The organism is Streptomyces sp. NPDC006193, from assembly GCF_040613915.1.
In the GTDB taxonomy this organism is placed as follows: domain Bacteria; phylum Actinomycetota; class Actinomycetes; order Streptomycetales; family Streptomycetaceae; genus Streptomyces.
On sequence record NZ_JBEXTB010000044.1, the window covers coordinates 26,099 to 46,211 of the forward strand.

The 20,113-nt window shown below is 75.0% G+C and carries 18 protein-coding genes and 1 pseudogene; 11 read left to right on the top strand and 8 right to left on the bottom strand.

The genetic code is table 11. The annotated features are described in order from the left end of the window. Window positions 1-16: 16 nt before the first annotated feature. Window positions 17-772, bottom strand: a complete 756-nt coding sequence (locus ABZ261_RS27900) for an SIS domain-containing protein (protein WP_356863848.1) — start codon at window positions 770-772, stop codon at window positions 17-19. A gap of 272 nt (window positions 773-1,044) precedes the next feature. On the opposite strand from ABZ261_RS27900, the gene ABZ261_RS27905 reads away from it, so the two are divergent. Both ABZ261_RS27905 and ABZ261_RS27910 read left to right on the top strand, forming a co-directional pair. Then, entirely contained in the window at window positions 1,045-1,737 is a 693-nt protein-coding gene (locus ABZ261_RS27905; protein WP_356863850.1) for a metal-dependent transcriptional regulator, read from the top strand. 275 nt (window positions 1,738-2,012) lie between these two features. Beyond that, window positions 2,013-2,891 (top strand): alpha/beta hydrolase, encoded by an 879-nt coding sequence (locus ABZ261_RS27910; protein WP_356863852.1) that lies wholly within the window; start codon window positions 2,013-2,015, stop codon window positions 2,889-2,891. Window positions 2,892-2,964: 73 nt separating this feature from the next. Here the strand turns inward: ABZ261_RS27910 and ABZ261_RS27915 are convergent, their stop codons facing one another. Then, on the bottom strand, window positions 2,965-3,630 hold the full coding sequence (locus ABZ261_RS27915) for a bifunctional DNA primase/polymerase (RefSeq protein WP_356863854.1): 666 nt from the start codon (window positions 3,628-3,630) through the stop codon (window positions 2,965-2,967). Between the two features lie 287 nt (window positions 3,631-3,917). Between ABZ261_RS27915 and ABZ261_RS27920 the strand changes: the two genes are divergently transcribed. Next, the gene (locus ABZ261_RS27920; protein WP_356863856.1) at window positions 3,918-5,303 is read left to right on the top strand and encodes a transcriptional regulator; all 1,386 of its coding nucleotides are present in this window, start codon (window positions 3,918-3,920) and stop codon (window positions 5,301-5,303) included. A 200-nt stretch (window positions 5,304-5,503) separates the two neighbouring features. Further along, window positions 5,504-7,075: a hypothetical protein gene (locus ABZ261_RS27925; protein ID WP_356863858.1), complete on the top strand. Its 1,572-nt coding sequence runs from the start codon at window positions 5,504-5,506 to the stop codon at window positions 7,073-7,075. Window positions 7,076-7,112: 37 nt separating this feature from the next. Here the strand turns inward: ABZ261_RS27925 and ABZ261_RS27930 are convergent, their stop codons facing one another. After that, window positions 7,113-8,438 (bottom strand): ABC transporter substrate-binding protein, encoded by a 1,326-nt coding sequence (locus ABZ261_RS27930; protein WP_356863860.1) that lies wholly within the window; start codon window positions 8,436-8,438, stop codon window positions 7,113-7,115. A gap of 117 nt (window positions 8,439-8,555) precedes the next feature. On the opposite strand from ABZ261_RS27930, the gene ABZ261_RS27935 reads away from it, so the two are divergent. Then, window positions 8,556-9,056, top strand: coding sequence for a hypothetical protein (locus tag ABZ261_RS27935; protein WP_356863861.1), 501 nt, complete (start codon window positions 8,556-8,558; stop codon window positions 9,054-9,056). A 101-nt stretch (window positions 9,057-9,157) separates the two neighbouring features. After that, entirely contained in the window at window positions 9,158-10,039 is an 882-nt protein-coding gene (gene purU, locus ABZ261_RS27940) for a formyltetrahydrofolate deformylase (RefSeq protein ID WP_356863863.1), read from the top strand. Between the two features lie 40 nt (window positions 10,040-10,079). Here purU and ABZ261_RS27945 read toward each other — a convergent pair whose 3' ends face one another. Together ABZ261_RS27945 and ABZ261_RS27950 are read right to left on the bottom strand one after the other, a co-directional pair. After that, the gene (locus tag ABZ261_RS27945) at window positions 10,080-10,592 is read right to left on the bottom strand and encodes an EF-hand domain-containing protein (RefSeq protein ID WP_356863865.1); all 513 of its coding nucleotides are present in this window, start codon (window positions 10,590-10,592) and stop codon (window positions 10,080-10,082) included. Between the two features lie 177 nt (window positions 10,593-10,769). After that, on the bottom strand, window positions 10,770-11,144 hold the full coding sequence (locus ABZ261_RS27950) for an STAS domain-containing protein (RefSeq protein WP_356863867.1): 375 nt from the start codon (window positions 11,142-11,144) through the stop codon (window positions 10,770-10,772). A 344-nt stretch (window positions 11,145-11,488) separates the two neighbouring features. Here ABZ261_RS27950 and ABZ261_RS27955 point away from each other — a divergent pair, with 344 nt between their 5' ends. The 3 genes from ABZ261_RS27955 (at window position 11,489) to ABZ261_RS27965 (ending at window position 14,602) form a co-directional block, all read left to right on the top strand. Further along, the gene (locus ABZ261_RS27955) at window positions 11,489-12,046 is read left to right on the top strand and encodes a sigma-70 family RNA polymerase sigma factor (RefSeq protein ID WP_356863869.1); all 558 of its coding nucleotides are present in this window, start codon (window positions 11,489-11,491) and stop codon (window positions 12,044-12,046) included. Window positions 12,047-12,294: 248 nt separating this feature from the next. Continuing rightward, window positions 12,295-13,503, top strand: coding sequence for a zf-HC2 domain-containing protein (locus ABZ261_RS27960; protein WP_356863871.1), 1,209 nt, complete (start codon window positions 12,295-12,297; stop codon window positions 13,501-13,503). Between the two features lie 622 nt (window positions 13,504-14,125). After that, window positions 14,126-14,602 carry an ATP-binding protein gene (locus ABZ261_RS27965; protein ID WP_356863881.1) on the top strand — a complete coding sequence of 159 codons (477 nt, stop codon included), beginning with the start codon at window positions 14,126-14,128 and terminating at the stop codon, window positions 14,600-14,602. Between the two features lie 508 nt (window positions 14,603-15,110). On the opposite strand, the gene ABZ261_RS27970 is transcribed toward ABZ261_RS27965, so the two are convergent. Then, entirely contained in the window at window positions 15,111-16,109 is a 999-nt protein-coding gene (locus ABZ261_RS27970) for a helix-turn-helix domain-containing protein (RefSeq protein WP_356863873.1), read from the bottom strand. Window positions 16,110-16,180: 71 nt separating this feature from the next. On the opposite strand from ABZ261_RS27970, the gene ABZ261_RS27975 reads away from it, so the two are divergent. After that, window positions 16,181-17,488: an MFS transporter gene (locus ABZ261_RS27975; RefSeq protein ID WP_356863875.1), complete on the top strand. Its 1,308-nt coding sequence runs from the start codon at window positions 16,181-16,183 to the stop codon at window positions 17,486-17,488. A gap of 48 nt (window positions 17,489-17,536) precedes the next feature. Here ABZ261_RS27975 and ABZ261_RS27980 read toward each other — a convergent pair whose 3' ends face one another. Then, window positions 17,537-18,724 carry an NAD(P)/FAD-dependent oxidoreductase gene (locus ABZ261_RS27980; protein WP_356863877.1) on the bottom strand — a complete coding sequence of 396 codons (1,188 nt, stop codon included), beginning with the start codon at window positions 18,722-18,724 and terminating at the stop codon, window positions 17,537-17,539. Between the two features lie 263 nt (window positions 18,725-18,987). Beyond that, a complete protein-coding gene (locus ABZ261_RS27985) occupies window positions 18,988-19,656 on the bottom strand; it encodes a pyridoxal 5'-phosphate synthase (RefSeq protein ID WP_356863879.1) in 669 nt (222 codons plus the stop codon). A 270-nt stretch (window positions 19,657-19,926) separates the two neighbouring features. On the opposite strand from ABZ261_RS27985, the pseudogene ABZ261_RS27990 reads away from it, so the two are divergent. Then, window positions 19,927-20,028, top strand: a pseudogene (locus ABZ261_RS27990) (Lrp/AsnC family transcriptional regulator); the annotation flags it as partial. Window positions 20,029-20,113: the final 85 nt, after the last annotated feature.

The window sequence follows — 20,113 nt, forward strand, 5'->3', positions numbered from 1 at the left end:
GCCCGCGGCGCCGCGGTCAGCGGCGGTAGAAGATCCGGTCGCCGTACTCCTGCATCACGCGGCCGTTCCATTCGTGTCCGCCGTCGACGTTGCCGGAGCGCAGCAGCGGGGGTTCGATGCCGCGGTCGGCGAGGGCGGCGGCGGCCGTCGCCACGACGGCCTGCATCAGGGCGGCGGTGACGACGGTGGAGGCGGGGGCGAAGGGCGCCGGGATGGTGTCGAGGGTGAGTTCGGCGTCGCCGACGGCGATCTTCGAGTCGAGGACGATGTCGCAGTGGTCCTTGAGGAAGGTGCCGGAGCCGTGCCGGGAGGTCGTCTCCGCCGCGTACGCCACCGAGGTCACGCCGACGACCTTGACGCCGCGGGCGCGGGCGGCGAGGGCCATCTCGACGGGCAGCGCGTTGCGGCCGGAGAGGGAGATGATCACGAGGGCGTCGCCGGCGCGCAGGGGCGAGGTGTCGATGACGGCGCTCGCGAGGCCGTCGACGCGTTCCAGGGCGGAGCCGAGGGTGGCGGGTGTGACGTCGACGCCGACGACGCCGGGGACGGCGAGCAGGTTCATCAGGGCGAGGCCGCCCGCGCGGTAGACGACGTCCTGGGCGGCCAGGGAGGAGTGCCCGGCGCCGAAGGCGAAGAGGCGGCCGCCTGCGGCGACGGTGTCGGCGAGCAGGGCGCCGGCCGCGGCGACGTTGCCGGCCTCCTCGTCGCGGACCCGTCGCAGCAGGCCGATGGCGGCGTCGAAGAACAGGTCGGCAGGCGTGCCGTCGCTCATGCGGTGCCCCTTCGCAGCGTCTGTGTCGCGGATCACGGTGCGGTCTGGACCAGTGCGGTGTCAATACGGCGGGTGGCGGAGCGTCAGGAGGGGGCGCGGGGCCGGCGGGGCGGGTCGGCGCGCCGGCGCCCGTCGGCGGCCCCCGGCGGCCGCGCTCGCCGGCCCGGTCCCCGTTTCGCCGGGGCGGCACGCTTGTCGGTGGGATCCGGCAGAATTGAGTTCAGGGCCAGCGCACGCGCCGGGCTGCCGGCAGAGGTAATCGAGGGGCACGTATGTCCGGACTGATCGACACCACGGAGATGTATCTCCGCACCATCCTCGAGCTGGAAGAGGAAGGCGTCGTCCCCATGCGCGCCCGCATCGCGGAACGGCTGGACCAGAGCGGGCCGACGGTGAGCCAGACGGTGGCCCGGATGGAGCGCGACGGCCTGGTGTCCGTGGCCAGCGACCGGCATCTGGAGCTGACGGACGAGGGCCGCCGGCTGGCGACGCGCGTGATGCGCAAGCACCGGCTGGCCGAGTGCCTGCTGGTGGACGTGATCGGCCTGGAGTGGGAGCAGGTGCACGCGGAGGCGTGCCGCTGGGAGCACGTGATGAGCGAGGCGGTGGAGCGCCGCGTGCTGGAGCTGCTGCGGCACCCGACCGAGTCGCCGTACGGCAACCCCATTCCGGGTCTGGAGGAGCTGGGCGAGAAGGACGGGGCGGATCCGTTCCTGGACGAGAGCATGGTGTCGCTGGCCGACCTGGACCCGGGGACGGACGGCAAGACGGTCGTGGTGCGCCGTATCGGCGAGCCGATCCAGACGGACGCGCAGCTGATGTACACGCTGCGGCGGGCGGGTGTGCAGCCCGGCTCGGTGGTGAGCGTCACGGAGTCGGCCGGCGGGGTGCTGGTGGGCAGCGGCGGTGAGGCGGCCGAGCTGGAGACGGACGTCGCCTCGCACGTGTTCGTAGCGAAGCGCTGAGACGGGTGAGGGCCCCGGCGCCGTGCGGCGCCGGGGCCCGACCTCCCCTGTGCCGACCCGGAGCCCCGAGCTCCCAGGGTCGTCCCCGTCGGACCGGCTTTTCCCCGAGCGGTCCGCCTCCTGCCAGAAGAGATCCCCTCGGCCGCGGCGATCATTCCTTGAGTGGTGTCACTCGAAGGAGGGGTGTTGTCCGCGGAAACAGCTTTTTCGAATATGTATTCGATAGCCTGAGAAGGCCGGACGACGAGGCAGGCGGAAGTGGGGGTGCCAGGCCGATGGCACGGCGTATCGACGTGACGGGAGCGGGCGGGGTGCGGCTGGCCGCCTGGGAGTTCGCCGACCCGCCCAAGTCGCGGGGCGGGCCGGACACGGAAGCGGGGTCCGGCGCTCCAGGCGTGCTGCTGCTGCACGGCCTGATGGGCAGGGCCTCCCACTGGGCGCCCACCGCCCGCTGGCTCGCCGGACGCCACCGGGCCGTGGCGCTCGACCAGCGCGGCCACGGCCAGAGCGACAAGCCGCCCCCGGCCGCCTACACCCGCGAGGCCTACGTCGAGGACGCGGAGGCCGCCGTCGAACAGCTCGGCCTCGCCCCCGTCCTCCTCGTCGGGCACGCCATGGGCGCGCTGACCGCCTGGCAGCTCGCCGCCAAGCGCCCCGACCTGGTGCGCGGTGTGATCATCTGCGACATGCGGGCGTCGGCGCTCGGCGCGGCCTCGCAGCGCGAGTGGACCGACTGGTTCCGCTCCTGGCCGGTGCCCTTCGCCAGCCTCGCCGACGTCCGCAAGTGGTTCGGCGAGGACGATCCCTGGGTGGAGCGGCCGAACCCGGCGCGCGGTGCGTTCTACGCCGAGGTGATGCAGGAGTCCGAGGACGGCTGGCGGCCGGTCTTCGACCCGGAGCAGATGCTCAGCTCCCGCGAGACCTGGGTGTACGACGCGCACTGGGAGGAGCTCACCCAGGTCCGCTGCCCCACGCTGGTCGTCCGCGGCCTCGACGGCGAACTGGGCCGCGCCGAGGCCCAGGAGATGGTCCGGGTCCTCCCCCAGGGGGTCTACGCCGAGGTTCCCGACGCCGGGCACCTCGCCCACTACGACCACCCGGAGTCCTGGCGCGCGGCGGTCGCGCCCTTCCTCGACCGGGTCCTCGCCGACTGACCCCGCCCGCCGCCCGCTTCACCGACCCCTGCGGCGCCGACCCCGACCGCACCGACCCCCACCGCGCACCCGGCTACCGGTCCCGGCCGCACGCGTAGGCCAGTGACGGGATCAGCTCCTCCGCGTCCGGCAGCCAGCGGTTCGCCGGGGTCGGCCGCGAGGCCCACTGCACGGCCCCCCGGGATCCCAGCCGGGTCGGGGGAGCCGCCACGTACGCGCCCTCCCCCAGCACCGCCAGGTCCAGCGACGACAGCGCCCACCCCAGCTTCCGCACCAGGCCCGGCATCCTCGCGGCCGCCCCCGGCAGGACGAAGAACTGCATCCGGCGGTCCGGGGCCAGCGTCACCGGCCCCAGGGTCGCCCCCGTCCGCTCCATGCGGGCGAGCGCCAGGAACCCGGCGCTCTCCGGGACGGACAGCGCGTCGAACGTCCGGCCCGTCGGCAGCAGGATCGACGCCGCCGGCTGCTCCTGCCACAGCCGGCGCACGACGGCCGCGCTGCCGGTCGCCCGCGCCGCCCAGTCGGGGCGCGCGGGGTGCGCACCCGGCGCAGGACAGGAGGCGTCGCCGCACGAGCAGCGCTGCCTCCCGCCGGCCGCGACCAGCCAGGTGCCCGGGGCCACCTCCCAGTGCCGTTCCTCGGCGTAGCGTACGGCCGCGTCCAGCAGCGTCTCCCCGCGCTGCTGCGGAACGCGACCGGTCGACTGCGGGTTCTCGGCGCCCGTGATCGTATTTTCCACGCTCCCCTCAACTCCCGCGCCCACCTGGAGTTACGGCCCGAGCGCGCGCCGGGGTGGAGCATCGATTCCGCTGTCGGGGCGCATGGATGCACGGTCGGGGGCGCGCAGGGGGAAGCGGCCGGGAGGTGGGTAGCCGTGAGGGGGGTCGGCATCAGCCTTTACCCCGGCAAACCGCACATGTCACGCATTGACGGTATGTCGGCTGGGCAGTGATCTTCCCGTCCTGAACGGTCCGGCCGGAGCCTCCGGCCGGACATCACGCTCCAGGGGTTCGCAGGGGGTAGCGCATGGCCGCAAGGCCTCTCGTGGCGAGGCAGCCGAACGAACGGCTGCAGGCACTCATCCAGGAAGCGGGGTGCTCCAACGCCGGGCTGGCCCGGCGGGTCAACATGTGCGGCGCCGAGCACGGTCTCGACCTGCGGTACGACAAGACGTCCGTGGCGCGCTGGCTGCGCGGCCAGCAGCCGCGGGGCCGGGCCCCGGCGATCATCGCCGAGGCGCTCGGGCGCAAGCTCGGCCGCACGGTCACGATCGACGAGATCGGCATGGCCAACGGCAAGAACCTCGCCTCGGGGGTCGGCCTCCAGTTCTCGCCGACGGTCCTGGGGGCCATCGAGCAGGTGTGCGAGCTGTGGCGCAGCGACGTCGGCCGCCGCGACTTCCTGTCCGGGTCCTCCGTCGCCGCCTCCGCGCTGGTCGAGCCCAGCCGCGACTGGCTGATCTCGGCGCCGGACGCCCAGGTGGCCCGCCAGGCCGGCCCGCGCGTGGGCCACTGCGACGTGGCGGCCGTGCGGTCGATGACCCAGGCGCTGACGGCCCTGGACCACCAGTACGGCAGCGGGCATGTGCGCCCGGTCGTCGTGCACTACCTGAACAGCGTCGTCTCCGGACTGCTCGCGGGGTCGTACCGGGAGGCGGTCGGGCGGGAACTGTTCGCCGCGGTCGCCCGGCTGACAGAGCTGGCCGGGTACATGGCCGTCGACACCGGCCAGCCGGGCCTGGCCCAGCGGTACTACATCCAGTCGCTGCGGCTCGCGCAGGCCGCCGGGGACCGCGGGTACGGCGGGTACGTGCTCGCCGCGTCCATGAGCCACCTCGCCGCCCAGCTCGGGAACCCGCGCGAGATCGCGCAGTTGGCGCGGGCGGCGCAGGAGGGGGCGCGCGGGCAGGTGACCCCGCGTGTGGAGGCGATGTTCCACGCGGCCGAGGCGCGCGGGCACGCGCTGCTCGGCGACGCGCGGGCGGCGCAGGCGGCGACCGGGCGGGCGGTCGCGGCGATGGACCGGGCGCAGGACGCCGCGGGGGACGACCCGGTGTGGATCGCACACTTCGACGAGGCGTACCTCGCCGACGAGTTGGCGCACTGCCACCGCGACCTCGGGCAGGCCGAGCAGGCGGCGCGGTACGCGGAGCAGGCGCTGGCCGGGCATCCCGAGTCGCGCGCCCGCCGGCGGGCCATCGGCTATGTGCTGCTGGCCACGGCCCAGGTGCAGCAGCGGGAGATCGAACAGGCCTGCGCCACCGGCCTGAAGGCGGTGGAGCTGCTGGAGACGCTCCGCTCCAACCGGGGCGCCGAGTATCTCGACGATCTCCAGCAGCGGCTGCAGCCCTTCCGGGAGGAGGCGGTGGTACGGGAGTTCGGCGCGCGCCTCGACCTTCAGCAGGCCGCGTGAACACCGGCCCGGCGGACGCCTGAACGGAGGGTGAACGGCACCCGGGCGTGCGCCGGGCGCCGTGCCGGCGCGCCGGGGTGCGGCGTGTTGCCGCCGTCACAGAAGGGGAGTTCAGGTCCTGAGCTGCGTGGCACCCGGCTCGGGGGACCCGGTAGCGTGAGCCGACGATTTCACAAGGTCCCCCATTGGTAGGAGTCCCGGTGACGCAGAGTGGACAGGGCGAGGAGCCCTCGGCGCGGACCGCGCGCGAAGGCATCGTGCTGCCCTCCGACGGAGGCGAGCCCCTGCTGCCGGGCACGACCGGAGCGGCCGCTCCCGCGGCCCCGGCCGGCGGCCGGTCCTGGGGCGGGTCCTGGAGCCCGGAGCAGCAGCCGCAGCAGCAGGGCCAGGACTGGCCCGGGGCGAACCCGGGCCCCCTGCCCCCGGAGGGCGCCGCGGCCCCGGCCTACGGCGACGGGGCGCCGTCCTACGGCGGCGAGCCGCCCGCGCACGGCCCCGGCGGCCGGGGAGGCCGCCACGGCGCGCCCCAGCAGCCCCCGTACCCGTCCGGCCCGTACCAGCAGGACCAGCAGCAGTACCAGCACCACGACCAGCACCACGACCAGCAGCAGTACCCGGCGCGCGCCCCGCTGCCGCCCACCGCCGACGGCGCCACCCAGTACCTCCCGCCGGTCCCCGCCGGTCCCGCGGACGAGGGCGCCACCCAGTACCTGCCGCCCGTGCAGGCCGCGCCGGACGAGGGCGCCACCCAGTACCTGCCGCCGGTCCAGGCGGCCCCCGGGGACGAGGGCGCCACCCAGTACCTGCCCCCGGTGACGCCCGGCGCGCTGCCGCCCGAGTCGGCGGACGAACAGACGCGGTACCTCGGCCACGCGCCCCGGCAGGGCGCGCCCGCGCCGTCCGACGCCGAGGCGACGCAGTACATACCGCCCTACGCCGCCCAGGCGCAGGACGGCGAGCGGCAGCCGCCCGCCGAGTTCGACAACCTCTTCCGCGGCGGGCCGGCGGGCGGCGACGGCCCGGCCGGCTCCACCCAGCAGCTCCCGCGCGTGCAGCAGCCGGACGCCCGCCCCGGCCCGGCGCAGGCGTCGCACCGGCCGGCGGCGCAGCCGTCGTACGGTCCGCGGGACGACGGCCGCCGCCCGCGCGACGGCCGGTCGCGGGTGCCGCTGATCGCCGCCGTCGGCGTCGGCCTCGCCGTGCTCGGCGTCGGCGCCGGCGTGCTGCTCAACGGTGTGGGCGGCAAGGACGAGACCGGCGAGGACAAGCCGGCCGCCGCGTCCCCGGCCCCGCAGGACTCCGCCTCCGCCGCCGACCCCGCACGGCAACAGGCGGTCGAGCTGGACAAGCTGCTCGCGGACAGCGGCAGCAGCCGCGCCACCGTGATCCGGGCGGTCACGGACGTCCGGCGGTGCGACAACCTCGACCAGGCCGCCGCCGACCTGCGCGACGCCGCCCGGCAGCGCAGCGAGCTGGTCACCCGGCTCGGCAAGCTGTCCGTGGACCGGCTCCCGGCGCACGACGGGCTCACGTCCGCCCTGACCAGGGCCTGGCAGGCGTCCGCGGCGGCCGACAACCACTACGCGGCCTGGGCCGACCAGGTCAAGGGCCGCAAGGGCTGCCACAAGGGGCACGCCCGCACCACCGGTGAGACGCAGGCGGGCAACCGGGAGAGCGGCACCGCCAGCGCGCAGAAGGTGCAGGCGGCGGCGCTGTGGAACACGATCGCGCAGCAGTACGGCCTCACCCGGCGCAAGCCCACCGAGCTGTGACGGCCGCGGCGGGGTGACGGGCCCCGCCGCCGGGGCGTCACGGCACGTCCGCGTGCTCCAGGGTCGCGGTCATGTCGGCGACGCCCCGGCTGCCGCCGATGTCCGCGCGGGCCGCGACCAGCTTGCCGTCCCGGACGACCTGCAGGGTGACGTCGGCGTTGACCAGCCGCGGTAAGCCGACCCCGGCGAGCTTGCCCTCGTAGGGCCAGTGCAGGGTCGGGGTGAGGCCGCCGGTGGAGACGCGCAGGCCGTCGTCGAGGGTGTGCCGCACGGTGTCGGCGCTGACCTCGCCGTGGCCGATCTTCTCCAGGACGGCCTTCAGCACGGTGTAGGCGATGAAGGTGGTCTGCACCCCGGCGTCCGCCGGGTCGATCCGGTCGTCGCCGAAGGCCTCCTCGCTGATCACCTTCTTCATCGGGTCCCAGCGCGGGTCGGAGGCGACCGGGTACCAGCCGGTGATGTACGCCCCCTCGTACGGTCCGGACGCCCCGCCGGTCGCGTTGATCACCGTCTGGTCGACGCTGCCGAGCACGGTCGCCGTGCGCACGTCCGGGAAGTCCTCGCGGGCCCGCCGGAAGGAGTCCATGAAGGTGTCGGTGCGGTCCCCGAGCGCGGGCACCACACAGCCCCTGCGCGTCACGTCCCGGGTGGCGTGGCGCAGCGCCTGCCGGGCCTGGCCGTCGTACTCGGTGGCGTCCTCGGCGGCGAGCTGGTCGCCGGCGTCGGCGTGCCCGCCCGCCTTCAGCCCCGAGTCGAGCAGCGCGGGCAGCTGGTCGCCGGCGATGCTGTCGGGACGGACCAGGGCGACGTCGCCGCAGCCGGCGGCGAGAGCCCTGCCGAGTCCGGCGAGGAGGGCGGGCTGACCGCCGTTGACGGGGTAGGACATGGTGCCGGTGAACTCGTCGTTGGTGACGCCGTAGCCGCCGATGTAGGGGATGCCGGCGCCTTCCAGCGGGGCCAGGTAGGAGTCGCCGAACTGGCTGTAGGAGCCGACGACCGCGACCACGCCCTCGTCCGCGGCGCGCCGGGCGCACCGCGCGGCGCCCACGCTGTCGTTGTGGTCGTTGCAGGTGAGGACCTCCAGCCTGCGGCCGCCGATGCCGCCGTGCGCGTTGACCCACCGCGCGTACGCGCGGGCCATCGCGGGCATGCCGGGCTTGTTGGTCGCGTCGGTGTCCTGCGGCGCCCAGGTCATCACCGTGACCGGGGCGTCCCCGGAGTCCGCGGCGGCGCCGGGGATCATCCCGCACCCGGCGGTGAGGGACGCGCAGAGGGCCGCGGCGCCCGCCGCGAGGGCGGTGGCCCGGACGGGGCGGGAAGGTGCGGGAGCGGGGGTGCTGCGGGTGCGTCGCCTGCCGGTCATGCACCCGCACGATTCCCTCACACCGCTAACCCGCGAGTGACCCGCGGTCGACGGAAGGTGACCGGGAGGTGAAATGCGGGGGCCGGTGCGGCCGGAACCGCGCGGAACGTACGATCGGTGTCCGTGCAAGGTTCGGAGAACTCTTCCCGTCGCGGCCGTCGCTCCTCCACCATGGGCGGCATGCCCCTGAACGACATGCCGTGGTGGCGCTGGCGCGGCAACGTGCGCTCGGCGCTGCACATGCTCTCCGACCCGGTGTTCCAGCGGGACGTCTGGCTGGCCGGCGTGGACGGCTACGGCGACGTCACGGACGCCGTGTACCGGCTGGTGGAGGACACCTGGCTGGACAACTGGTCCGCCGAGAAGTACGTCGGCACGATCTTCCGGGACTCGCAGGAGGCGGCGCTCGTGGACACCGCGGTGCTGCGGGTGCTGCGGATCATGCACCAGGTCGGCCCGGACGCGCCGGTCGCCGTGTACCTGGAGCACCCGGCGTGGCCGGAGGCGGTGCGGGCGGCACGGGATGCGCACGTACGCCTCGCGGCGAGCGACGGCGACGATCCGGACGAGCCGCCCAAGAGCCTGGAAGTGCTGCGGATCCTGACGCGGAGCGCGTAGCGGCCGCCGCGCGTCCCCGAAGTCCCCGCGGTGTTCCGGGGCGCGTTCCGCGTGGCGGACGACCGCCCGCGGCGGCGAGCCGGTATGGGACGCTGTGGTGCATGAACGAGCAGTCCGCCTCCGCCGCCGCACCGGCCGACCAGTACGTCCTCACCCTCTCCTGCCCGGACAAGCAGGGCATCGTGCACGCCGTGTCCAGCTATCTGTTCATGACCGGCTGCAACATCGAGGACAGCCAGCAGTTCGGCGACCACGACACGGGGCTGTTCTTCATGCGGGTCCACTTCTCGGCCGGCGCGCCGGTGACGGTGGAGAAGCTGCGGGCGAGCTTCGCCGCGGTCGGCGACTCCTTCCACATGGACTGGCAGATCAACCGGGCCGACCAGAAGATGCGCATCCTGCTGATGGTCAGCAGGTTCGGCCACTGCCTGAACGACCTGCTGTTCCGGGCGCGTATCGGCGCGCTGCCGGTGGAGATCGTGGGCGTGGTGTCGAATCACACCGACTTCGAGGAGCTGGTGGGTTCGTACAACATCCCCTTCCACCACATTCCGGTGACGAGGGAGACGAAGGCGGAGGCCGAGGCGAAGCTGCTGGAGATCGTCCGCGAGGAGCAGGTCGAGCTGGTGGTGCTCGCCCGGTACATGCAGGTGCTCTCGGACGACCTGTGCAAGCAGCTCAGCGGGCGGATCATCAACATCCACCACTCCTTCCTGCCGAGCTTCAAGGGCGCGAAGCCGTACCACCAGGCGCACGCGCGGGGGGTGAAGCTGATCGGGGCGACGGCGCACTACGTGACCGCGGACCTGGACGAAGGGCCGATCATCGAGCAGGAGGTCGAGCGGGTCGGGCACGGCGTGACGCCCGATCAGCTGGTGGCCGTCGGGCGTGACGTGGAGTGCCAGGCGCTGGCGCGGGCCGTCAAGTGGCACGCGGAGCACCGGATCCTGCTCAACGGCCGGCGCACGGTGGTGTTCGCGTAGGGGCTCCCGTCCGACGGGAGCGCCTGCCGGCGTGGGCCGTCTACTCGGGGACCGTGAAGTGGCGCGCGAACGCCGGCACGGCCTCCGCCTCGCCGATCCGGCCGTCGCCGTCGGTGTCGAGGGCGGCGGCGGCCCGGCGCGCGACCTCCTCCGGTACGCCGAGGACCCGCAGGACGCGCGCGGTGTCGGCGACGCCGATCCGGCCGTCGCCGTCCGTGCCGGCCACCGCCAGCGCCGCGTGCAGGAACGGGCGGGCGATCTCGGCGAAGCGGTCGGGGTTGTCGCGCAGCCGCTTGACCGCGCCGGTGACGAACTCCTCGCGGGTGATGCGCTGGTCGCCGTCGCGGTCGGCGATGCCGGCCATGCCCTGCCAGAACGCCTCCGCGCCGGCGTACAGCGCCTGCCCCCTGTCGGAGCGGGCGGGCACGGCGAACTCGGCGAGCAGCGCCTTGGCCGCCGCGTGGAAGTCCGCGCGGTCGATGTAGCCGTTGCCGTCCTGGTCGAAGGTGGCGAACCGGGCGGCGATCCGGCGCTCGTACTCGGTGCTGACCATGTCTGTTCGGGCCGCCTTACGTGAGGGTGTGCGTGAGGGTGCCGCCCGCCGGCGGGCCGGCCGCAAGGGAGCGTACGACGGGGAGGGCCGCCGGGCGGCGGGAATCCGGCAGGTGTGCCGGGACGGGGGCGATTCCGCGACAGGGGGTGTGCCCGGTACCCGGGTTGGCGGGGCCGGTCACGCGGAGAGCGGTCCGGCCTCGTCGGTGGTCGCGGCGTCCAGGTCGGGGCGGACGTCGAAGAGGCGGCGCACGCCGAGCGCGCCGAGCACGCGGTTGACGTGCGAGCCGTCCTCGGCGCCCCGGTCCGGCAGGATCAGCCGCAGCCGGCCCTGGCAGGAGCGGATCAGGCGGCGGGAGGCGATGAGCACGCCGACCCCGCTGGAGTCGCAGAAGAAGACGTCGGAGAGGTCGACGACGAGGCTGTGGTGTCCCTCGGCGACGACGTCGTGCACCCGCTGGCGCAGGACCGGAGACGTCATCAGATCCAGTTCCCCGGACACCCGCAGGACGGCCCAGTCGCCCTGTTCGGCGCCGGTCACGTTGAATGCCACGGCCCTGCCCCTCCGCTCGCCGGATCTCCCGGAACCGCATGGGAAACGGAAGCAGTTACTACGTTTCTTTCCGCGCGGCTGCCCAGCGGCCGTTTCCCTGAAACGTTGACCGACAAACGGCGGGTGATCGACAGGGGGCTTGTTTCGGTCACTACCGATCGTGTTCGATCAGACAGGTACGCCCCTCGCGTGGGGGATGGGTGAAAGGGGCACTATCACCTGCAGTGCAGCGGGGGGCGCACGGGGACACGGAGGGGCGTGCGCCGCCGGACATGCCGACTGCATGCGAGGAGGCAGGCCCGCCAGGCTGGACGTGCCGGACACGGGCGAGGGGAGGGGACCGCATGGCCGCGAACGACGCACCGCCCCGATGGGACCGCACGATGCAGCAGCGGCTCGCCCGGGGCGAGGCGGCGGCGCTCGGCGAGCTGTACGACCGGTTCGCCTCCCTCGTGCACAGCCTGGCCCACCGCGTCCTCGGCGACGAGGAGGCCGCCGACGGCGTCACCCGCGACGTCTTCGCCCACCTCTGGGAACACCCCGGCAGCTACGACCCCAAGCAGGGCCCGATGCGCTCCTGGGTCGCCGCCGTCACCCACCGGGTCGCGGTGCAGCGGCTGCGCGACCGGGAGGAGTCGGAGCAGCCGCCGGGCGAGGAGCTGGAGCGCACGGTCCGCCGCGCCTCGGTCGCCGCCCGCGCCGACTACATCGCCCACTCCATGCCCGCCCCGCTGCGCGCCGCCCTCGACCTGGCCTACTTCCAGCGCCGCGACTACCGCCGGACCGCGGCCGACCTCGGCGTCACCGAGGAGGAGGCCCGCCGCCGGCTCCGCCTCGGCCTGCAACTGCTGTCCACCGCCCACGACACCGGGACCCCGCCGGAACCCGGGGGTGCGGTGTGAGCACGGCGGACCGGCCCGGGCCGCCGCACGGGCGCGACGGCCGCGCAGGGGCGGGTGACCACGGCGGACGGCCGTACGCGGGTGCGGACTCCGGCGCGGAGGGGAGCGGGTGCGGACCGGGGGACGACGGCGCCGCCCCCGGTGCCGGCGGCGGCGCCGGGGGCGCCCCGCACGCCGCCCGCGGACGCGGCCCGGACCCGGCGCCCCGCGTGCCCCCGCCCCGTTCCTCCGCCGAGGGCGGCGGGCCCGTGCCAGCCGGCCCCGCCGACCTGAAGGACCTTCCGACCGTGCCGCTCGACCTGTCGCACGACGTCCTGAAGTCGCTCCTCGGCGCCTGGGCGCTGGCCGCCTGCTCGGCCGAGGAGACGGCGGCCGTGGAGGAGCACCTGGGCGGCTGCGGCAGCTGTGCCGACGAGGCCCGCCGGCTGCGCGAGGCGGTCGGCCTGCTGCACCGGCCCGAGAGCCTCGACCTGGACCCGGGACTGCGCGCCCGCGTCCTGCAGAGCTGCCTGAAGCGCCGGCCGCCGCGCATCCCGGTGCCCGGCTGGGCGGCGCCGTACGACGCGGAGACCGCCCGGCTGGACGCCCTGTTGCAGGACTTCGGCGACGCGGAGTGGGACGCGCCGGTGCGGCTGCGGTGGTTCGAGAAGGACCGTCCGACGAGCCGCCGGACGACCGTCGCCGGGGTGATCGCGCACCTGCTGTCGGTGGACGGGCTGGTCGCGGCGGCGCTCGGCCTGGCGGATCCGCTGGCCGAGGTCGCCGGGGAGGCGGAGAAGGACGCCGAGGGCCCGGCCGGACGCACCGAGGCCTTCTGGCGTGCGTCCCGCTCCCCGATGGCCGCCCCCCACCCTGCGGACGGCGGCCCCGTCCCCCTCCGCGCGGTGCGGGGGCCCTGGCGCGAGCAGAGCCACAGCCTGGTGCGGACGGTGTCCTTCACCGGCAGCCACGCGGGCGGACTCGCCGTGTCCTACGGCGACTTCGCGCTGCCGCTGCACGACGCGATGCTGGAGCGCGCCTTCGAGTGCTGGGTGCACGCGGGGGACATCGCGGAGGCGGTGGCCTACCCGTACGACGCGCCGGCCCCGGAGCACCTCCACCGGATGATCGACCTCGCGGCCCGCCTGCTGCCGCTGGTGCTCGCCGAACGCCGCCGCGCGGGCCTGTCCGCGCCGGGCTCCCGCGCACCGCACCTGGTCGCGGCCGGCGCGCCCGGCCGCAGCCTGCGCCTGGAGATCGAGGGCGAGGCCGGCGGCGAGTGGCTGATCCCCCTGGACTCACCGGGGGCCGTGGGCTCCGCCGACCTCGAGGTGGCCCATGTGGCCCTGGACGGTGTGGAGTTCTGCCATCTGGCCGCCGGCCACGTCTCCCCCGAGGACGCGGCGGCGGGCCAGGGCGGCGACCGCCGGGCGATCCGGGACGTGCTGTACGCGGCGGCGAGCCTGAGCCGCATGTGACCCGCCGCCGCGCCGGGACCGGGCGGCCGGAGGCTGCCTGCCGGGAACAGGGCCGGGAGCGGGGCAGGGAGCGGGGCCGGGGGCGGCCGGCCGCGATGCCGGGAAGCTCTGGCCCACGATGTCACCGATCGTGGCGTACCGGAGTCACGGAGCGTCGATACCGGGTTGTGTCCTTCACGTGACTCGTCACGGACCGGAGTCGGGCGGGCGCTCCGGTACCGTGGGTGAGATGCGAGTGGCTGCGCGGACGAGCCGGGCCGGCCGAGCCTTCGGGGCGGTGCCGGGTCATCGGGTGCGCATGGCTGCTCGCGGGGCGATCGGGCCTGCCGCCCGCGCCTGTTCGACTCCCCGGCACGAGCGTCGCACAGTATGCCGCACGCGTACTCCTTCGCGCGGGAATATGCCCGAAGCGCTTGTTGGGGTGACTGTACGTCAACCATGCTGTGACGTAAGGGAGTCACAGACCGTGATCCCTGCTCTGGCCGTTGTCCTGGCCATGCAGAAAATGGCTACGATCGTGGCCCTCGTCGGGATCGCCGCCGCGGCTGCCGCCGTGACGCGCGGGCGGCGCGGGGCCATGTGTCCGCCGGTTCGGATGGTGTGAGCGGTGCAGGTGCTTCAAGTGCAGCTGGAGATCCGGCCCGACCCCGCGGAGGTGGGGCGAGCCAGGCGGTGGGCCCGCTCCCGGCTCGCCGGGTCCGGGATAACGGCCGACGAGCCGCTGGCCGAGACGCTCGTCCTGCTCGTCTCCGAGCTGGTGACCAACGCCGTGGTGCACACCGGCCGTCCGGCCGTGCTGCGGCTTCGTCTGCCGGGCCCGGTGGCCGGGGGCGCCGCGTCGGCCGCCACGGTCCGCGTGGAGGTCGCCGACACCAGTTCCTGCGCGCCCGTGCCGCGTTGCGCCGGCGACGAGGCCACCGGCGGGCGGGGCCTGGCCCTCGTGAACTGCCTCGCCGACCGGTGGGGCTGGAACGCCGAGGGCGCCGGCAAGAGCATCTGGTGCGAGCTGGACCGCTGTTCCAAGCCCCGCGAGAGCGCGGCGATGGCGTACGGGGGCGGGCTCTCGGCGTACGGGGGTCTCGCCTTCGAGGCGGTGTAGCCCCGCGAGGCCTCGGTGCGCCGGGGGTGCATCCGTGCGCGGGCACCTGGACAGGGCGTCAGCAAGGTTTCGCGGAAACGGCGTTGACGCCGCCCCCGGCGCCTGGCAAGGCTGGTGGTCGTCGATTCGCCGCGAGGGGACGGCGAGGGCCCGTCGACGGCTGTCCTCGCCGAGTGCGGGTCGCATCGGACGGCGGCGCGTGCACGGGACGAGGGGGGCCGCGCCGCCAACCGTCCACTCCCGCGCCGCTTCCACCGGCGGCCACCGCCGGTCCGGCCGCTCCTCCCGGCGCCCCGCCGCCGCGTCACCCTTCCCGTCCACAGCCTGTGGACAACTCCGCGAGCCCCGGACCACCGACACGCTCCCGCGCCCCGGAACACCACAACGCGCGCACGTACAACGAATCTGACTGTCCATCAGTGAAAGCGCGCCGCACGTCGTGACCGGGAGGCGTGCGGGCGCCGTGCCCACCGGTGCGGGAAACCGGACCGACGGCCGTCGGGCCCGGTCAGCGCGGGGCGCCGGCGCCGGAGCGGAAGGTGCGGCGGTAGGCGGTCGGGGTGACGCCGAGCGCCGCCTGCAGGTGCTGCCGCATCGACTGGGCCGAGCCGAAGCCCGCCTCCCGGGCGACCCGGTCCATCGGCAGACCGGTGGACTCCAGCAGATGGCGGGCCCGCTCCACGCGCTGCCGGGTGAGCCACTGGCCGGGGCTGACGCCGACCTCCTCGCGGAAGCGGCGGGTGAAGGTGCGCACGGACATCGCCTCCTGCTCGGCCATGTCCCGCAGCTGGATCGGTTCGTGGAGCCGGCTCAGCGCCCAGGCGCGGGCGGCGGCCGTCGTGGCCAGCCGGGGATCGGGCACCGGGCGCTCGATGTACTGGGCCTGGCCGCCGTCGCGGTGGGGCGGCACGACCGTGCGCCGGGCGACGTCGTTGGCCACCGCGGTGCCGAAGTCACGGCGGACCATGTGCAGGCACAGGTCGATCCCGGCGGCCACCCCGGCCGAGGTCAGCACGTCCCCGTCGTCGATGAACAGCACGTCCGCGTCCACCTCGACCTTCGGGAACATCCGCTGGAAGCGCTCGGCGTCGGCCCAGTGGGTGGTCGCCGGACGGCCGTCCAGGCGGCCGGCGGCGGCGAGGACGTAGACGCCGGTGCAGATGGAGGCGAGCCGGGCGCCGGGGCGGATGCGGGCGAGGGCGGCGGCCAGCTCGTCGGTGAGCCGGCCCTCCTCGTAGACCGGACCGAGTTCGTACGACGCCGGGACGATCACCGTGTCGGCGGTGGCCAGCGCCTCGGGGCCGTGGGCGACGTCCACGGCGAAGTCGGCGTCCGTGCGCACCGGTCCCGGCGGCCGCACCGAGCACGTCACGACCTCGTACAGGCGCCGGCCCCTCGCGTCCGCCGGACGGCCGAAGATCCGGTGCGGGATGCCCAGCTCGAACGGCAGCAGGCCGTCCAGGGCGAGGACGACGACCCGGTGCGGCCGGAAGGGCTCGGCGCTCATGGCCCGATCCTAGCGAATGCTGTCCTCCGGGCCACTCGATGCGTCGGCACACGGACCGGAGGCTGGGTGACGTGACTCAGACAAGCCCCGCCGCGCCCGCCGTCCAGGCCCCGCCCGACCGGCGCCGCCGCGTGCACCGCGCCTGGTACGTCGCCGCCGTCACCTTCGTCACGATCATCGGCGCGGCGGCCTTCCGCTCCCTGCCCGGCCTGCTCATCGACCCCCTGCACCAGCAGTTCGGCTGGTCGCGCGGCACGATCGGCGCCGCCGTCTCCGTCAACCTGGCGCTCTACGGCCTCACCGCCCCCTTCGCCGCCGCGCTGATGGACCGCTTCGGCATCCGCCGGGTGGTCGCCGCCGCGCTCACCGTGATCGCGGTCGGCTCGGGTCTGACCGTGTGGATGACGGCGGCCTGGCAGCTGTGGCTGTGCTGGGGCCTGCTGGTGGGCCTCGGCACCGGCTCGATGGCGCTGGCCTTCGCCGCGACCGTCACCAACCGCTGGTTCACCGAGCGGCGGGGCCTGGTCAGCGGCATCCTCACCGCGGCGTCCGCCTCCGGACAGCTGATCTTCCTGCCGCTGCTGTCCTGGATCGTCGACCGCCACGGCTGGCGCCCCGCCTCGGCCACCGTCGCCCTCGCCGCGCTCGCCGTGGTCCCCCTGGTCTGGCTGCTGCTGCGCGACCACCCGGCCGACGTGGGCGTCGCGCCGTACGGGGCACGGGAGTTCGCGCCGAAGCCGGCCCCGGTCGCCGGCGCCGCCCGCCGCACGCTCGGCGTGCTGTCCACCGCCGTCCGCACGGGCACCTTCTGGCTGCTCGCCGGCACCTTCGCGATCTGCGGCGCCTCCACCAACGGACTCGTCCAGACGCACTTCGTGCCCGCCGAGCACGACCACGGCATGCCCGTGACGACGGCGGCCTCCCTGCTCGCGGTCATCGGCGTGTTCGACGTCGTCGGCACGATCGCCTCCGGCTGGTTCACCGACCGCTTCGAACCGCGCCGCCTGCTCGCCGTCTACTACGCCCTGCGCGGCCTGTCCCTGCTGTTCCTGCCGATGCTGCTGGGCCCCGCCGTCCACCCGCCGATGCTCTTCTTCATCGTCTTCTACGGCCTCGACTGGGTGGCCACCGTCCCGCCCACCCTGGCCCTGTGCCGCGAACAGTTCGGCGAGGACAGCGCCATCGTCTTCGGCTGGGTGCTCGCCTCCCACCAGATCGGCGCCGCGCTCGTCGCCTACCTCGGCGGCCTCGCCCGCGACGTCTCCGGCTCCTACGACGTGGTCTGGTACGCCTCCGGCGCCCTGTGCGCGGCGGCGGCCCTGATGTCACTGATCATCCGGCGCACCGCCCCGGCCGCCCTCGCCCCCGCACTCCCGTGACGGCCGTCCCCGCGCCCGCCGGGTGCCCGGTCACCGCCGGGCACCCGGTCACCGCCGGGCGCGCAGGCCCTTGGCGATCGCCCGGGCTATCTTCTCGGCGTCGATCGCCAGCTCGCGCAGCATCCCGCTGATCGGGTTGGTGAACCCGGTGAAGTACAGGCCCGGCGCGTGCGCGGGCGCGCGGCCGCCGTGCGCCACCGGCCTCCCCCGCTCGTCCAGCACCCCGAGGTGCCCGACGAGCCCCTCCAGCGCCCGCACGTACCCGGTCGCCGCGATCACGGCGTCGGGCGAGACGCGGCTGCCGTCGGCGAGGACCACCTTGCCCTCCTCGAACGCCTCGACGGCGGCCACGATCTCCACCCTGCCCGTGCGGACCGCGTCGATCAGGCCGACGTCCTGGACCGGGATCGCGCCCTGCTTCACCCTGCTGTACAGCCCGGTGTCCGGCCGCGGCAGCCCGTGGGCGGACAGGTCGGGGGTGCTGAGCCGGCCCACCGGTCCGGCGAGCCGGTCCACGAGCCGCACCGGCAGGCGCCGTACCAGCACGCCCGTGTACTGGGCGGCCCAGCCGAGGGTCGACCGGCGCAGGATGTGCGGCACGGTGCGCACCGCCAGCCGGACCCGTGCGGCTCCGCCCTCCGCGAGGTCGACGGCGATCTCCGCGCCGGTGTTGCCGATGCCGACGACGAGCACGTCACGGCCGGCGTACGGCCGGGCGTCGCGGTACTCGCCCGCGTGCCGGAACTCGCCCCCGTACGTCTCCAGGCCGGGCCAGTCGGGGATGCGCGGGGTGTGGTTGAAGCCGGTGGCGACGACCACCGCGCTGCCGGTCAGCTCGCGCCCGCCGGAGGCGTGCAGCAGCCAGCCGGACCCGTCCCCGGTCCGCTCGACGCGGTGGACCTCCACGCCGGTGACGATCTCCAGCGCGTGGTGCTCGGCGTACTTCTCCAGGTAGCGCACCACGTCGTCCCGTGACACCCAGCGCCCGAACCTGCGGGGCATGGCGAGGCCGGGCAGCGAGGACAGCCGCCGGGTGGTGTGCAGGTGCAGCCGGTCGTAGTGCCGGCGCCAGGAGGCGCCCACGGCGTCGGACTTCTCCAGCACGACCGCCCGCACGCCCCGCGCCCGCAGCGCGTAGGCGGCGGCGAGGCCGCCCGGACCTGCGCCGATGACATAGACCGGGCGGTCGGCGGGGGTCGGCGGGCGGGGGGCGGGAGCGGGACGGGAGACGGCCATGAGCGGGAGCGTAATCCCGCACACGGTTGATGGGTCTCGGTCAAGACCGGAATCGGTTGCGAAATGATCACGGGTGTACGGGAGAAGCGCCCGTCCCGTGAAGGAACTCCCCTCGCGGGCCGGACGCGGGCCGGGCACGGTCCGCGGCCCGAGCCGAATGATGGCCGTATGCGACCCGAGAACTGGATCCTGACCGACGACCTCGACCACTTCCTCTCCCACGCACGCGCATTCCTGCGCTCCCGGGGTGAGGGAAGGCGTCGTCAGGGCCACAGCAGGCTTCTGCTCCAGCCGAAGCCCGTGCTGCGGTACTCCAGGCGTACGTGCCGGCGGTCCGGGTCGCCCTGGAAGAACTCCACGGTCCGCGGGCGCAGCCGGTACAGGGTCCAGGTCGGGGCCGGCTCGTCCGGGTTCTCCCGGGCCCGCTGCCACGCCGCCTGCGACGCCTCCCGCAGTTCCGCCACCGAGGACAGCTCCTCGCTCTGCCGTCCGGTCAGCGCGGCGGCCAGGGCGCCCGTGGACCGTGCGCGCAGATCGGCCCGGCTCTCCCCGGCCGGCGCCGCGAGGACCGGTCCCCGTACCCGCACCTGCCGTCCCAGCACCGGCCAGTAGAAGGCGAGCGCGGCGTACGGCCGGGCGCGCAGCGCGCGGCCCTTGCGGCTCGTGGCGTGCGTGGCGAACGACCAGCCGTCCGCGTCGGCGCCGTGCAGCACCACGACCCGCACGTCCGGCATGCCCTCCTCGTCCACGGTCGCCAGCGACATGGTGTGCGGCTCCGGCTGCCCCGCGTCCACCGCCTCCGCGAACCAGGCGGTGAACAGCGCCAGCGGGGTGGGCGGAGCCGTGTCCGGGTCGAACGTCCGCAGCCGTGTCACCTCCGGGTCCCACACCCGCTGCGACCGGAGCAGTTCATGGAGATCGTGCTGTGCCATGGGGCGAGTATCGCCCCTCGCGGGCCGCACCCCCCGGCCCTGCCGATGCCGGGCATCGCCGCGCCGCAGGCGCGGGTCACCGCGCGGGCCGCGGCGGGGCGGGCCGCCGGCAGGACGCGGGCACCGGCAGCAGGTCCACGACGAGGGGCGAGGGACGAGGGAGAGACGAGCAGCCCCGAATCCATAGGGGGGCATGAGGCGCGAGCCACCGTACGTGGTGCCGAAGTCGGCCCATGATCGGCCCGACCGGGCGGAGATCTTCTTTACGCCCGGCGGCTGGACGACGAGCGGCCGGCGGCCCTGCCGGGGGTGCAGCGGCTGACGCCGACGCCGGTGATGAAGCGCGTGGTGCGGGAGCGGCCGCTGCCCGCACAGACCGCGGGCGGTGGTCCCGCTTGGTCATGCCGCCCACCAGGGCTTCGGCCAGTTCGGACGGCGGCATCCGGTCGAAGGCGGC